We start from the raw sequence: 15777 nt of genomic DNA, 5'->3' as shown, positions 1-15777 counted from the left end.
AGATGCTTAATTCTTAGCGACGATGGATTACCTCTTTATCGCGATGACAATCACTTATCCATCAATGCAGGCGGGCGTTTTTTGGTTGAAAAAGTATTAAAGCCGTATTTGGACGAGTAGGGAATAAAATTACGTTAATATGGTTTAACGATAATTTCTAAACGTTAATATTTCTTTATTTTAGAAAGCGTTATTTGACTCGCGATCGCGCGTAAAAAACGCGATCGAAAGAATAACGCGCGAGCGCTCTCGCGGATTTTTGCGTTTGTTAGCGATATGAACGAGATCGCAAGCGGGCGGCTTAGTAATAAGCGTGGAAGCAACAAGAAGGAAGCGAAAGAGAGACAAGCGCTTATCATCGTAAAAAAGGGCGTTTCGTTATTTTGCGCGAATACGTTTTACTTCGGAACATATAACGTAGCTCCAACGCGATTTCGTTTTTATTTTTTTCTTGTAAAAACATCGCGATTCTCATTGATCGCGGAGTTGGCAAACGAGCTCCCCCCTAACCGAGCGTTTTTCAAGAAAAACGCTCGGCTCTGTATCGCTCGATAATTTTAAATCACTTGCCGGCGGCGCGACGAAACCGCCTACTATATCAGCGCCGCGAGGAGAGGGGCGAAAGCATCAATATTTCAATCCGCGCGCTCGCAAGGAGCGCGATCTTGACAGCTTTAGCGCGCGCTAATTGCATTATAGTCCGCGCGTTTATCAGCGGTTGGACTACACGAGTATAAGTTTCAGCGCGATCTTTCAAACCGCGGCGGCGCTAACTTTCGCGCGAGAGCGTTTGCGCCAGCGCTTTTGCGGCTTTGAAATCCGCTTTGCCGCTTGCTAATTTAGGCACGCTTTCAACTTTGTATATTTCCGACGGCGTCATTAGCGGCGCTATTTGCGAGTCTTTGACGGCGCGAATAAACGCCTCCTCATCGATCTCGCCCGAAAAAAGCGCGACTATTTTTTCGCCTTTTTTCTCGTCGTTTAACGCGATCGCCGCGACGTCGATCTCGTCGCTAAATAGCGCGATAATCTGACTTTCGACCGCCGTAAGACTTATCATCTCCCCGCCGATCTTGGCAAAGCGGCTATAGCGATCGACGATAGTTATAAAACCGTCTTCGTCTATGCGCCCCTTATCGCCGCTTTTATAGTATCGCCATTCGCCAATTTCGGCGATCGCCTCGCGGGTTTTTCCCGGATTGTTGTAGTAGCCCTTCATCACCTGCGGACCGCCTATGATAATCAGCCCCTCCTCGTTCGCGTTAAGCTCGTTTAACGTAACGGGATCGACGACCTTAACGATTGTTCCCGGCAGAGCCATTCCCGCCGTTCCCTCCTTGTTAAAAACGAGCGTTTTATACGACTCTCGCTCCAAAGCGTTGGGCATATTGACGCAAATAACGGGCGCGGTCTCCGTCGCCCCGTAACCTTCGTAAATATCTATGCCAAACTTGATCTTAAAGCCGCGCTTAACGTCGTCTTTGAGCTTTTCGGCGCCCGCCACCGCAAGCCGCGCCGACTCTAACATCAGCGGATCGAGTTTTTTATTTTTGATATAGAACCGAAAAAAGGTTGACGTGCCAAGCAGAATGCTCGCCTTGTATTTAGCGCACATCTTGCCGATCGCGACGACGTCGGTCGGATCGGGTATGGCGATCATCAAAACCCCTTCGACAAGCGGAAGCAACGTCGTGATCGTCAGTCCGAACGAGTGAAAGATCGGTAGCGAGTTGATCACTACGTCGCTTTTGCGGAAGTTGAGCAGATCGGAAACCTGCCTGATATTCGCGAGCAGGTTTTTGTGCGTCAGTTCCACTCCTTTGGGCGCGCCCTCGCTGCCGCTGCTAAAGAGGATCGTAGCCGTTTCGTTAATATCGGTTTTCTTAAAATAGAGCGCCCTTAACAGCCGCGCGGGCGCAAATAGCGCGAGCAGAAGCGTCCAAACGGTTTCGCTCTTACTGATAGACGCTTTGACGTTTTCGGCGTAAATAGCGCGCTCTTGCAGTATATCGCTTAAATCAAATCCGCGCGCGGCGAGTTTCTCCGAGAAAGTTTTGGAGGCGACGACGGTTTTCAGCCCGCTTTGCGTTACGGCGCTTAGTAGATTCTCGCGACTTACCGTGTAATTGAGATTTATAGGCTTCTTGCCCAGCGCGAACAGCGCTAGATTAACGATCGCCCCCGCCGCCGAAGAGGGTAGCAACACCCCTACGTTATCCTGATCGGCTAGGCGTTTTTTTAGCTTTTTTACAAACAGTAGCGTCGAGGTTAGCAGCTTTAGATTGGTTAGCCGCGCGCCTGAAGGTTGATCGATCAGCGCGAGCGAAAACAGATCGGCGCTCGCGCGTTCTAGCCAGCGATAGCAAAGCGGCTTTTGTCCGGCGAGGTAGCGATCCCACGCCTTAACCGACAGCTCCACCACCGCGCGTTTTACTTCGGGCGCTTTAGCGGCGCAAGAGAGGGGTTTTCCAAAGGCGACTATAATCTCCCGTTTGCCGTTTGCGGCGCTTAACGCCTTGTAGTGATCGTCCGCGCGCGAGAACGACGATCCCCAAAGCCCGCGCAGGAAAAACGGGACGATTGGAACGTCCGCTCCCTCGATCGCCAGCTCGAAACCGCGCTCAAACTTGCCGATTTGTCCGTTGTAGCTAATAACGCCTTCGGGGAAAAGCGCGACGACCTCGCCGTTTTGAAGTCTAGCGCGTATGCTCTCTATCGCCGATCTGCTCGCGCCGCCCGCTATGGGAATAACGCTGAACAGCTTCAAGAAGCCGCGCAGAAACCATTTGTCGTAAATGCCCTTGAACATCACGAACTTTATGGCGCGCGGGCAGGCTACTTGCAAAACCAGCCAGTCGATCCAACTAATATGATTGCCAAGCAGCAAAACGCCGCCCGTAGGCGGGATATGCTCTATGCCCTGAATATCTGTTTTGTAGCCAAGCCGCAGAATTGGAAACAGCAATATCCGCGCGAATAGATGCGGCATTTGCTTGATGGCGAACAATGCCGCGAGTAGCGCCGCGATCGCCGCGAGCGTAAAGAGTCCCGTCGTCGAGAAGCCAATTTGCACCAGCGCGACGGCGATCGCGAGCGAGGCGACCATCGCGCAGTTTTGCGTAAAATTGTTGCCCGCTAGTATCTTTCCCATCTCGTCGGCGGCGGAGAAATACTGAATAACCGAGTTTAGCGGCACGATCGCAAGCCCGCCGAAAAAGCCAAAAAGCAGCGAGCAGATCGCCATCTCGATCGCGCTCGTCGAATAGGTAAGACCAAGTAACGAGATAAATAGTCCAAGCGCGCCGATCGGGATAAAACCTAACTCGATATGCCGTTTGGAGCTGGCGCCCGCCAGCGCCGAACCGGCGACGATTCCGACGGCGCTAACCGCCATAATCCCTTGAATTACGACGTTGTCGTCGTCGCCCGCGATTGCTTTGTAGTGCGCGCCGAAAGCGGCGAGAATCATCTGCGAAACGCCCCAGAATACGCTTAGACCTATAATGCTAAGCCATACGTCGCGGTTTTTGGTTACGATCGACAGGTTTTCGCGCAAATAAGCCAGCGTCGCGTATTTTTTTAGCTCGAAACGCTCCTCGCTAGGTTCGGCGGGGAAAATCGGGATTTTGAAGGCGAAATACGCCTCTACCGCGCTTAGAGCGACAATCAAAACGCCGATAGGAACCATTATAGACAGTATCGCGTTTGGATTGCTTGGGTCTAATTCGCGCGAGGAATCTAAAAGCGCGGAGTAATTTAGCTCGAAAACCGCCGAAAAAACTAAAGAGCTAAGCAAGATCGCCGCGATCGTGAGCGCCTGAATCGCGCCGTTCGCGAGGCTTAAACGCTCCACGCCTACCAGCCGTTTGATAAGTCCGTATTTGGCGGGCGAGTAGATCGCGCTTTGAACGGCGAGCAGAAACGTCGCGCCGAAGGCGAAAACAAACCAGCCGTTGATATAGCTGATAAGAATAAGCGCGCTTAAGCCGATCGCTACGATCGTCGCGTAACGGATCACTTTGGTTTTTGAGAACTTGTCGTTGATAAAACCCGACGGGGAAAACAGAAAGATAAACGGCAACAGGATCATCGCGTTTATCAGCGCGGTGAAAACCACCAGCGCTTCGCCGTCGAAACATTTATTCAACGTGTTTTGAATGGTAATTTTGTGCGCTAGATCGACCGAAGCGTTTACAAACATGACGATCAAAAACGGCAAGAACCCTTTAATTTTCAGTAACGCGCCCATGGTCGTTTTTCACCGTTTCCCAAGATTGGGCAATTTTACGATAGCTTCAATAAAATGCGGCAAATGAGCGCCGCCATTTTTGCCGTCAAGATCGCGCCGCTTCAAGCGAATCAAAACGCCGCTAAATTGCGCCATAGCAAGCCGTCCGCGAGTTTTTAGCCTCCGAGCGCGGTTTTTAGCCGTTTTGCGTATAATTCGCGCCTATTTTCACTTTAATAATTAGTTGGAGCGCAATTTTTGCTGAATAAAATCGCCGAATCGCTTAAAGCCGCCGTTTCGAGAATCAGGCATTTCGACGACGAAGCCTCGCTTAAACGCGCGCTTGAGGAGCTAAGAAAGGCGCTGCTAAAGAACGACGTGCATTACAAGGTCGTAAAGGATCTGATTTCCGCCGTAGAGATCAAAACCAAGCAGACGGGCATTCAAAAAGAGCGTTTTGCAAAAGCGCTTGAGGAGACGCTGTATGAGACGCTCGCGGCGGCGGGATCGCAAGGCTTTACGTTCGCCGATCGCCCGCCTACGGTAGTAATGATCGCGGGTTTGCAAGGTAGCGGCAAGACTACGACGGCGGCGAAACTCGCGAAATACCTAAAAGAGCGCGGCAAAAAAGTTTTGCTCGCGGCGGCGGATTTGCAACGTTTGGCGGCGGTCGAGCAGTTGCGCCGATTATCCGAGCAGATCGAGGTGGAGACGTTTAGCGCGCCAACGCCGATCGAGGCGGCAAGCGGCGCGTTAAAGCGCGCGCAAGAGGGGTATTTTGACGTTTTGATCGTGGATACGGCGGGCAGACTCGCGATCGACGAGGCGCTCATGCGGGAGTTAAACGCGATCAAGGCGGCGATTAACCCGTTTGAGATTTTTTACGTCGCCGATTCGCTAACCGGTCAAGACGCGGTGAAAACAGCCGCCGCTTTTCACGAAAAGATAACGCTTACGGGCGTTATTCTGACTAAATTTGACGGCGATTCCACCGGCGGAATCGCAATCGGGTTAGCGCGGCAATTAGGAGCGCCGCTTCGATTTGTCGGCGTTGGCGAAAAGCTCGACGATCTGGAGATTTTTATTCCCGAAAGGATCGTCGGTCGCTTGATGGGCGGCGGCGATATAGCGACGTTAGCCGAAAAGGTCGGCGCGGCGATCGACGAGAAGAAAGCCAAAGAGATCGGACGCAAGATCAAAAAAGGCTCGTTTAACTACAACGACTTTTTAGATCAGCTTGAGCAGGTCGGCAAGCTAGGCAATATCAAATCGTTGCTTTCTATGTTGCCCGGCGCGAGCGCGTTATCCGAAAAGCTAGGCGACGTCGATCTGCAAAACTCCAAAGAGATTAAGCGCGCCCGCGCGATGATTCAGTCGATGACCAAGCGCGAGCGCGAAAATCCCGATCTGCTCAACCCCTCGCGAAAAAACCGCATAGCCGCGGGCGCGGGGCTAAAAATCGAGGAGGTCAATAGGACTATCAAGCAATTCAAAAGCGGCTCTAAACTAGTCAAGCAGTTTTCTGGCAAAGGCGCGGCGCAACAGTTTCAATCGCTGCTTGGCGCTCAAAACAGCCTTCGTATGAGATAATAACTTCAAACAAAAAGGAACAACAAGAATGACGGTCATTCGACTAACTAGACTCGGCAAGAAAAAACAGCCTTTCTATCGCATCGTAGTAACGGATAGCAGAAAGCGTCGCGACAGCGGCTTCGTGGAGATTTTAGGTTTTTACAACCCGATGAACCAAGAAAAAACGCTCAAATTAGACAAGGATCGCTATAACTATTGGATTGGCGCTGGCGCGAAACCCAGCGAAACCGTAACGCGAATCGCCGCGAAAGCCTAAACGTGGTCGAGAATTTTATCGCGGATTTCGCGCGGTTAATCGCCGCCGAGCCAAATCAGATCGAGGTTACGCGCGAAGACGTAGATCATGATTTTTCGGAGATTGTGATATACGCGAGCCAGCAGGACGTAGGTAAAATTATCGGCAAAGACGGCAATATGATCAATTCGATCAAAACCGTGGTGTCCGGTTGCAAGGCAAAAGACGGCGTAAGTTACCGCATTTTGGTTAAACCGATAGATGAGCGACCGAGATAGCGGCGCGTTATATCTAGCCAAAATCGGCAAAACTTTCGGGCTTAAAGGGCTTTTAAAGATTCGTCTTGATTCCGATTTCCCGGATTTTTTTACGATCGGAAGGACGCTTAAAGCGGCGTTGGGCGATCAAACGCTAGAGCTTACCGTCGATCGTTTCGACGCAAAACGCGCTTTGATCGGGTTTGAAGGCGTTAACGCGCCCGAAGAGGCGGCGCGATTGACAAACTACGAGCTTTTTACCTCGATCGCCGATACCAAAGCGGCTATCAAGCTAAACGAGGGCGAACGTTTTTGGTTTGAGCTGATCGGAATGGCGGCGATTGAAAACGACGAGATAATAGGCAAAATCGTAGAGATAACAAATGGCGATCCGCCGCTTCTGACGCTTGAGATCAAGGGCAAAACGCAAAGGCTGATCGCGCCGTATAGCGATCGGTTTGTAGAGGGCGCGAAAGATAATCGTTTGATAATGAAAAATATCCGCGCGCTTATCGACGAGCTTTAACGCCGCGCCCACACGCCAACGTTTGCTCGCGCTATTGAAAAGCGGTAAAATCTACGCGGCGGGACGAAGCCGATCCGTTTGATTTTAGCGATAGCGGCGATGGAACCGATCGCCAAACCTTTATCTAAGTTAGCGTTGTAGGCGATTAAACCGCCGCGCGCATTGTCATTCCCCGCGCTTTGCTAAAATCCGCGCGCCCCCAACATTCCCGCGAAAGCGAAAATCCAGAGATGTAACGCCCGTTTGGTTGGATAGATAGGTCGCGCCGTTATTCCAGCGAAAATGAGTATCCGACGCGCCAAAGGCGTGAAAGGGGGAGATGGATTGCCGCAATCCTACGCGCCTTGCGCTCCTATTTTCTCCGTCCGCGCGGGCGCTATGCGGGAATGACAAGGAGGCGCTGGTTTTAGTAAAACGCGGGGACGACGATCAGAGTTAGCGCTTTTATGGAAATAACAAAAAATTTAGTTGCGTTCGATCGCGCTTTGCGCCGCTTTCGCAATCCCTCGCTACGGCAAAAGGTTGTAGTTCGCCTTAAAACCCAAACCAAACGCGATCCGTCGTCCGTTGCGCCTTAGGCATAAAACGATTGTCGTAATGTAATCGGCGCTACAATCTTGCCGTCAAATCAAAAAGGAACGCCAAATAGTGCGCGAAAAATTCGCTCATATCGCCGCTCTTACCATAGTTCGTTTAACTAAAACGCTTGACTTATTTTGCCGTTATTTGTTGTGGCGTTTTATAGAGCGGCTACACAAACTATCTTTGTTCGTCGTTAAACGGCTTCCATTTATAGATAACGCGCAAAAAACAAGATACGCCAATCTTAGACCTAAACGACCGCAATCGCCAAGTTATCTGCCGTTTATGAACGTATATTATTTCGTTTTATCCTTATTCGGACTTAAACATTTTCCGCTTAACGAGCCGCGAAAATTTGTATTCTGCCGTCTTCGCAACGGACTTAACGACATGTTTTTTCAGGTCGATCGTTGCGCAAGTTACGCTTTTCGTTATAATCGCTTGATTTATATCGACGGGTCTAAAAGCGGATTTTTAGACGATCTTGGTCGTTATTTCACCATCAGAGAGAGAGAGAGAGAGTGGATCAGGTTTGGAACGATAGACTCTCTATATTATCAAGTTGGTTATGTCGCGGATAATATTGTCAAAACGAAAACGAGAGAGCGGATCGTTTTTAGCATAACTAAGTCATGCAATGAGAATATTCTTGTTTACGAACAAGGCATAGGCGGCGTTAGCGCAATAAACGCGCTTTATATATTTGCTTTAGCGCCAGAGGTTAGATCGCATATACGACAGATCGTTGAGAAGCTAGGCGATTACGACGCCGTGCATATTCGTCATAGCGACTATAAAACCGACTACAAGCCGTTTCTTAAGAAGGTTATCGATCGCGCTAGAGCCGATCGAAAAATCGCGCTTTGCACCGATAGTTACGAGGTTCAGCGTTACGCCGCGGCTCTCTTTGGCGATCGCGTTGTTTGCGTCTCGCGGATACCCGATACAAAAGGGAAAACATTACACGCAAATCCCGACTTGGATCGCTATGAAATCAACTTAGTCGCGTTAAGCGATCTCTTTGTTTTGGCAGGCGCGAAAAATCTTTATATGACGCAAATTGATCGTTATGACAGCAACGGGCGCGTCGTTAATGTAGGCGGTAAGTTATCGAGTTTTGGACGCCTTGCCAAGTCGCTAAACAAGCGCCCCGCGTTGCTAAAGCGATTACTATACGGCGAGGAATAGCGAGCGATCGCGCGATCTAAAGCGTTAATCGCGTATCAGGTTTTCTTTTTTTAATGTCCGCAACGCGCCGCGATCGTCTAGTTCGCGCGTCTTGCGGTAACGCCGCGATCGGCGTTGCGTTTTACAGGTTAGCGCCCGCTACGCGTCGCCAAATAGTAGGCGTTTTAGCTAGCGCTCGCGCTTGTTCGGAAAAGCGACGATCGCCGCCGCGTTCGCAAGCTCGCTTAACGCTAAGGCGAAACGATCGGAGTCGTTTGGGCAACGGGCGATTAAAACCTCTTCATAGCCCTTTTCTTTAGCGCGATTGTAATACTCTATCGAAAGCTCGTAATCCGTTTCAAGATTATCGATCGTAAAACTTAGCGGAACGATTAATAGTTTTCGCGCGCCTTTACTATGTAAATCGTTAATAACGAGATCCAAAGAAGGCGTTATCCATTTAAGCGGTCCGACCTTAGATTGATACGCCAAACGGATCGTTTCAAAATCGATATTTTCTAGCGTTAGACGTTTTGATAAAATCTGAACGTGCGCTTCGCACTCTCTTTGATACGGATCGCCCTTATCGATCACGCTTTGCGGCAAGCCGTGCGCGGAGAAAATCAAAGCGAATTCGTTAGAGTTTTTAGATTCTAACGCCGCTTTAATTTCGTCGACAATGCAAGCGTTATACGTCGGATGATCGTAAAAACGATCGACGACGGCGATCGGAAGACCGAAAGATATTTTTTTCATCTCGTCGTAAAAACACTCTAACGACGACAGCGTCGTAGCGGTGGAATACTGCGGATAGAGCGGAAGCAAAACCAGCTTATCTGCGCCGCTCGCCTTGATCGCTTTTACCGCTTCGTCGGTAAAAGGCGGCGCGTATCGCATAACGAGAAAAACGGGCGCGGCGGCGATTTTAGATAACTTATCAGCCAACGATCTCGCGTGACTTAGCAGCGGCGATCTCTCTCCAATCAGCGCGTAATGCGCCAGCGCTTGCGATTTGCGCCTTAAGGCGATTATCCACGCCAAAAAATAGCGAAGCGGGCGAAAGCCGATTCGCAAAATATGACGATCGCGGAACATATTTCTTAAAAACAGCGGAACCTCTTTGTTGTTTGCCGCTCCGCCCATATTCAAAAGCGCGATCGCGTAGCCGCTCAATCGTCGTCCTTTGTTAAAATCGCCGTTTCAACGCTCATTTTCTCGATCGCCGCCGAGCGTATTCCTTGACGATCTTATTCTCGATATAGTCATAAACCGTTTTGCCGCGATTGATCGTTTTTTGCAACATAAACAACTCGTAAAAAACATAACAACTTCCGATATACGGCGTAAGTAGAAGCAATATAGTTTTGACGTAATTAGGAGCGATCGGATAGCGATCGATTAGTTTCGTAACCTCCATAATATCAACGTTAAACGCCTTGTATAATCCAAAGCCCAAAGTCAGCGCTATATTCAACAAAACGCCGAATATCAACTCGTTTTGATACGACAAAAGCATATGCTCCATTTATTAAACCTCTTTGAATGCAAATCCGTCGGCGCGCAGCTTAGCGCGGATTTGCTCTTGATGTTCCGCGCCCTTCGTTTCAAGCGCTACGGAGACGTAAGCGTCGCCGTAATCCAGCGAGCGGGCGGTGCGATCGTAGTCGATATGCACGATATTCGCGTTCGCCTCGCTTAGCGCCGCCGATAATTTCCTTAGACTGCCGGGTTTATCGATCAGCGTTACGGTTAGCAACATTTTACGGTGCGATTTCACCAGACCTTTTTCGATAATCACGGAGAGCATCGTTACGTCGATATTGCCGCCGCTTAGGATTATGCCGACCTTAGCGCCTTTTTTAAGATTTAGGCGATTGTGTAGCGCCGCCGCCGCGCCGACCGCGCCGGCGCCTTCGACGACGAGCTTCTGTTTTTCGATCAAAAACAAAATCGCGTTGGCGATCTCCTCGTCGTCCACCTCGACAATATCGTCCAAAAGCGAGCTTATATACTCGAAGGTCGTTAAAGAAACGTCCCTGACCGCTATGCCGTCCGCGATCGTGCGAACGCTCTGGCTGTTGATCGGTTTTTTGGCGTAAAACGAGTTTTTCATAGCGTTCGCGCCGACGGCGTTGACGCCTATTATTTTAATGTTCGGGCTAAGCGCTTTCGCCGCCGTCGCCACGCCGCTAATCAACCCGCCGCCGCCAATCGGAGCGACAATCGCGTCTAGATCGCCGATCTCGTCAAGCATTTCCAGCGCGATCGTTCCCTGCCCCGCTATAACCGCCTCGTCGGCAAATGGGTGAACAAAGGTAAGATTGCGCTCTTTGGCGTAAGATAGGGCGTAATCGTAAGCCTCGTCGTAATTCGCGCCGCGCAAAATCGCCGCGCCGCCCAAGCTCTTAACTCCGTTTACCTTTAGTAACGGCGTGGCTTCGGGCATTACGATATAGCTTTTGATTCCAAAATGGCGAGCGGAATACGCCACCCCCTGCGCATGGTTACCGGCGCTGGCGGCGATCACCCCTTTGGCGCGATCGACGTCGCTAAGCGAGGCGATCTTGTTGAACGCGCCGCGCAATTTGAAGCTGCCCGTGTTTTGCAGATTCTCTTTTTTGAAAAATATATTTAACCCCGTATATTCGCTGATAAACGGTCCAAACGCGAACGACGTTTTCGCCAGCGCGACCTCTATGCGCGATCTAGCCTCTTGTATGTCTTTGATAGTAATCATTTGCAAGTTTCTCTGTGTATTTTCATAGCGCAACGATCCTGCACGGCGACAATGCCGCGCCGCGCCGCTTTTTCGCATGCCTCGTCGTTTATAATCCCCTCTTGAAGCCAAAAGACTTTAACGTCGCCGCGCGCGATCGCCTCGTCGATAAGCCCGTTTGCGTAGCTTGCTTTGCGAAACATAACGACCATATCGACGCAATCGGGGATTTGCGTTAGCGAGCCGTAAACCCTTTCGCCCAAAATCGTCTCGCCTTTTGGATATATCGGCGCGATCTTATAGCCGCGTTTCTGTAGATATTCCGACACGTAATGGCTCGGTTTAGACGGATCGGGCGAAAGCCCCGCAATCGCTATCGTTTTAACGTCGCCAAAAATCGCCTTATAGTCTATTCGCATCCGTATCGTTTCGCCTAGATTATAGTCGCAAAAATGGGAGAGTTGAACGCGTATATATTCAAAAGCCCGTTTTCTCGCTATTTGGCGGCAGTATATCAAAAAGGAGCATATCTAGCTTAATAAACCAAACCCGCAAAGCCCGCCTCGTTTTTGCGATTGACGGCGGCTAAGACGCTTTTATTCGCGCGGATCACAATTTTCTTTTCAGCAGGAGAGCGACGATCGCGGCGCTAAGCGCAAACGGAAGCAAAAGCGCGGCTTCGGGAGACGCGGCGCCGTTTTTTGCCGCCTGCGCCAACGAGTAAAGCGCGCCCCACGCCACCAAAACCGATAAAATCGATACGGAGCTAAACATAGCCATGTTGAAAAAACGAGGGCTAACCGGCGCGTAAGCAAATACGAGCGAGACAAAGAGCGGCGCGAACAGAGGAAAAACGATTGTAGCGTATAGTATGCTGCGAATGCGATAGGTGTTTATATCCTGATTGGCAAACAGTATCCACGCGCGCGCCGCGTCTATTAGACTATATGTGAATTTTTGCTCGTAGATCGTATCCATAACGTCGGGTCTGAATCCCCGCAGCTCCTCCATGTTTTCGCGCTCCTCCGCGACGATGCCCGAATCGCCAAGTATTAACTCGGAGGGTTTGGTTATGATCGATACGTCGCTAAGCAGCCAAACGCCGTCTTTGAAAACGCCTTTCTTGGCGCGGATAAAGCGGGAGAGATCGCCGTCTATAACCTCCAAAATATCTACGCCTCTAGCCTCGTTTTGTAGCGGCAGAAGCTCTTTAATATAGATGAAACGGTTGTCGTAGCGGATAAAAAGATCCTGCGTGATAGTCGAGAAGTCGCGTTTTTGCTTGATCGCGTCGGCTTTGTCGCTAAGATAGACAAACTGCGTCGAGCAGAGCGCGATATAGGCGCACGAGATCGCAAGGGATACGACTACAAACGGCTTAAGCGTTTTCAGCCGCGAGGCGCCTATGCTATAAAGCGCCACGAGCTCGTTTGAGCGAACAAGCCGAATGTTTGTCGCAATCGCGCCGAAAACCAGCGAGAGCGGTAGGATAATATCCAGCGCCCTAGCGGCGCGAAACAGCGCGAATAGTAAAATTAGGTTAGCCGAATCCGGCAGTTTTGAGGCGGCGCCTAACGTATCCATGCCGACAAAAAACGTCGTCAGCGCGGCGAGAATCAGAGCCGTATGGCGAAAATAGAGCCAAGCGATATATCGATCAAGCATTTACTACCGTCCAACTATTGCGCGAATGCTATCATATTTGCGAAAACGCGAAAGGTTGGCGGCGCGAGCGCCGCTTAATTCTCTTTCGGCTAGGCAAGCCGCGTATCCCGCTCAAAGCGAACGGGGCTCTTAAGATCAAAACTTAGATTGCAAGCGGAATCGGCGGCTTTTTAAGCCTTTGCGCGTCGGCGATCAGATCGACTACGCCCGTTTCAATCGGCTTAAACGGCGCTACTTTAATCCCTAACTCCGCGTAATGGGCTATATGCCTGCGCCCGCTCTCGTAGCGCCAATAAAGATCGTTTTAGCGAACATTAGCGCTTAAACTCTACTTTTGTCGATAAAATCGCGATAAAAATATCAGGCGAAAATACCGCGAGATACGGGATAGAAAATTTCTCTTTACCGTTTTGATCTATTATGTAGATCGTATCCGAAGTCAATCCCTTTATCTCCATTCGATCGCTTTGATCAAAATAGACGGTTTGATTCTCGATTTTTATATGATCCGCCGCCAAATAGAGAGTTTTATAATTCTCGTATTTTTTTAGATATTCGCCGTGTGAATCGATAAGCGCTTTTGGCGAAAAAGCCTCTTTGGTAAGCGCCGATTTCTCTACATATTTAATAGACGTAAATCCCGCTTTCTCAATCTCTTCTACTTGTTTTGAACCTCTATGTTCGGCGTGTAATTCAAGAAAACCGTCAATCAACGCGGCGCCGTTCTCATACTGAAAAGTAATCACGAACCATTCGTTTTGCGCGTCTTTACGAAAAGCTACGTTATTTATCCTAAATTCAAGATTTTCTCTGCTCGCCGTAACGTATGGCAAAACGTCTTCTATTTCCGAAAACATTAAGCTAACGTCGCCGCTTTTGCGTTTGACGACCACGCCGTTTTCGTAGGCTTCAAAGTAGTATTTTGGCTTCAATACAAACGAGCTATAAATAAAAAACGCCCCCAACGCGAGAAGAAACAGAGCAAACGCCGCAAGAGCGGTAATCGAGCCGCTATAATTAAGAGCGCTTAACGCCCAGACGATCAGCGCTCCTATGGCAAATATACCCGCGCCGCTAACGCGCATAACTAAAAATCTGAGCGCTTTAACTTTATAAACGCCGATAAGCTCTCCCACTTTTTGCCCTCCGCTAAAAACTTACGAAAATGTAACGCGAGATCGGACTTTTCCGATCTCCGTCGATCTATACTTTTGGTCCCGCGGCGCTGAAATCAAACGCGCTGTTTCCGCCTTGATAGCGTTTGAAATTTTTAATAAACTCTTCGGCGAGTTTTTTCGCCGTCCGGTCATACGCCGCTTTATCCGCCCACGCGCTTTTTGGATCCAAAATGGCGCTATCTACGCCCTCCAATGTTTCCGGTATCGCAAGCCCAAAGATAGGCGTAGTTTTGAACGCGGCTTTTTCGATCGATCCGTTTAGGATCGCGTTAACGCAACCGCGCGTCGTTTTTATACTCATTCGTTTGCCCACGCCATACGCTCCGCCGCTAAGCCCCGTATTCACAAGATAGACGTTAGCCTTATGCTTGTCGATCTTTTCGCCCAGCAACTTGGCGTAATCGGTCGGGTGAAGCGTCATAAACACCTCTCCAAAGCAGGCGCTAAACGTCGTTTGCGGTTCGGTAACGCCCCGCTCCGTCCCCGCGACTTTCGCGGTATAGCCGCTCAAAAAGTAATACATCGCCTGCTCTTTGGTCAGCTTCGCCACGGGCGGCAACACGCCAAAAGCGTCGTATGAGAGAAAGATAATGTTGTTTGGGTGTCCCGCCTTCAGCGTCTTTTCGTGGTTTGCTATATGCTCGATCGGGTAGCTCACGCGGGTGTTTTCGGTCTTGCTCCCGTCGTCGTAATCCACCGAAAGATCGCCGCGCACCACCACGTTTTCTAACAAAGCGTCGCGTTTTATAGCCGCGTAGATTTCAGGCTCGCTGTTGGGATCGAGTTTGATCGTTTTGGCGTAGCAACCGCCCTCGAAGTTAAATATGCCGTCGTCGTCCCAGCCGTGTTCGTCGTCGCCAATCAGCCTGCGCGCGGGATCGGTTGAAAGCGTCGTTTTGCCCGTGCCTGAAAGCCCGAAAAATAGCGCGACGTCGCCCTTTTCGCCCACGTTTGCCGAGCAGTGCATAGAGAGGATACCCTGAAGCGGCAGCCAATAGTTCATCATCGTGAATATGCCCTTTTTCATCTCGCCGCCGTAATACGTGCCGCCGATCAGCGCGATATTCTCCTCGACGTTGAACACCACAAACACCTCGGAGTTATGCCCGCGTTTTTTGTAGTCGTTATCGACCGTTTTGCAGGCGTTATAAACGATAAAATCGGGCTTGTAGTTTTCCAAATCCCGCCTATCGGGACGGATAAACATATTGGTTACAAAGTGGTGCTGCCACGCAAGCTCCGTAACGAAGCGCACGCTTTTACGGGTTTTGGCGTTGGCGCCGCTATAGCCGTCAAACACGTAAATATCCTTGCCGCTCAAACGCTCCCTAGCGAGCTTGAATAGATCGTCAAACGCCTCTTTCGAGGTCGGTTGATTGACCTTGCCCCACGCGATATATTTTTGCGACGGATCGGCTTTCACAAAATATTTGTCCTTTGGACTGCGTCCCGTGAATTTGCCCGTATCGACCGCCGCCGCGCCGCTTTTTGTAAAGACGACTTCGCCGTTGCTCTTCTCATGCTCGTAAATCTCGTCGTATGAGAGGTTGCGATAAACTCTGCCGACCGAATCCAGCTTCAGCTCTTTTGTCCAATCAATCATTGTGATCTCCTTACAAATTTTATGAGT

At 50.1% G+C, this 15777-nt stretch carries 13 protein-coding genes; 5 read left to right on the top strand and 8 right to left on the bottom strand.

Going from position 1 to position 15777, the window contains the following annotated elements; genetic code table 11:
- Positions 1–769: 769 nt before the first annotated feature.
- Positions 770–4249 (bottom strand): acyl-[ACP]--phospholipid O-acyltransferase, encoded by a 3480-nt coding sequence (locus LBF86_04780; protein ID MDR0664820.1) that lies wholly within the window; start codon positions 4247–4249, stop codon positions 770–772.
- Positions 4250–4486: 237 nt separating this feature from the next.
- Here LBF86_04780 and ffh point away from each other — a divergent pair, with 237 nt between their 5' ends.
- The 5 genes from ffh (at position 4487) to LBF86_04755 (ending at position 8609) form a co-directional block, all read left to right on the top strand.
- On the top strand, positions 4487–5818 hold the full coding sequence (gene ffh / locus LBF86_04775) for a signal recognition particle protein (protein ID MDR0664819.1): 1332 nt from the start codon (positions 4487–4489) through the stop codon (positions 5816–5818).
- 28 nt (positions 5819–5846) lie between these two features.
- Positions 5847–6077, top strand: coding sequence for a 30S ribosomal protein S16 (gene rpsP, locus LBF86_04770; GenBank protein MDR0664818.1), 231 nt, complete (start codon positions 5847–5849; stop codon positions 6075–6077).
- Between the two features lie 2 nt (positions 6078–6079).
- Entirely contained in the window at positions 6080–6334 is a 255-nt protein-coding gene (locus tag LBF86_04765) for a KH domain-containing protein (protein ID MDR0664817.1), read from the top strand.
- Complete coding sequence (gene rimM, locus LBF86_04760) at positions 6318–6839, top strand: ribosome maturation factor RimM (protein MDR0664816.1); 522 nt, start codon at positions 6318–6320, stop codon at positions 6837–6839. Before LBF86_04765 ends, rimM begins: the two co-directional genes overlap by 17 nt.
- Before the next feature lie 648 nt (positions 6840–7487).
- Positions 7488–8609, top strand: a complete 1122-nt coding sequence (locus LBF86_04755) for a hypothetical protein (protein MDR0664815.1) — start codon at positions 7488–7490, stop codon at positions 8607–8609.
- A gap of 168 nt (positions 8610–8777) precedes the next feature.
- Here LBF86_04755 and hemH read toward each other — a convergent pair whose 3' ends face one another.
- The 7 genes from hemH to pckA form a co-directional block, all read right to left on the bottom strand.
- Positions 8778–9761 carry a ferrochelatase gene (gene hemH / locus LBF86_04750; protein ID MDR0664814.1) on the bottom strand — a complete coding sequence of 328 codons (984 nt, stop codon included), beginning with the start codon at positions 9759–9761 and terminating at the stop codon, positions 8778–8780.
- 34 nt (positions 9762–9795) lie between these two features.
- Positions 9796–10113, bottom strand: a complete 318-nt coding sequence (locus LBF86_04745; GenBank protein MDR0664813.1) for a hypothetical protein — start codon at positions 10111–10113, stop codon at positions 9796–9798.
- Positions 10114–10116: 3 nt separating this feature from the next.
- Entirely contained in the window at positions 10117–11325 is a 1209-nt protein-coding gene (ilvA, locus tag LBF86_04740) for a threonine ammonia-lyase (GenBank protein ID MDR0664812.1), read from the bottom strand.
- Positions 11322–11723 carry a CoA-binding protein gene (locus tag LBF86_04735; GenBank protein MDR0664811.1) on the bottom strand — a complete coding sequence of 134 codons (402 nt, stop codon included), beginning with the start codon at positions 11721–11723 and terminating at the stop codon, positions 11322–11324. Before LBF86_04735 ends, ilvA begins: the two co-directional genes overlap by 4 nt.
- Positions 11724–11913: 190 nt before the next feature.
- Positions 11914–12969, bottom strand: a complete 1056-nt coding sequence (locus LBF86_04730) for an LptF/LptG family permease (protein MDR0664810.1) — start codon at positions 12967–12969, stop codon at positions 11914–11916.
- 314 nt (positions 12970–13283) lie between these two features.
- Positions 13284–14105: a hypothetical protein gene (locus tag LBF86_04725; protein ID MDR0664809.1), complete on the bottom strand. Its 822-nt coding sequence runs from the start codon at positions 14103–14105 to the stop codon at positions 13284–13286.
- A 67-nt stretch (positions 14106–14172) separates the two neighbouring features.
- On the bottom strand, positions 14173–15750 hold the full coding sequence (gene pckA / locus LBF86_04720; GenBank protein ID MDR0664808.1) for a phosphoenolpyruvate carboxykinase (ATP): 1578 nt from the start codon (positions 15748–15750) through the stop codon (positions 14173–14175).
- Positions 15751–15777 lie beyond the last annotated feature (27 nt).

It is taken from the genome of Helicobacteraceae bacterium (genome assembly GCA_031258155.1).
GTDB lineage: Bacteria > Campylobacterota > Campylobacteria > Campylobacterales > SZUA-545 > JAIRNH01.
Note: the sequence above shows the minus strand (reverse complement) of the source record. Positions and strands in the feature narration are given on the sequence as shown.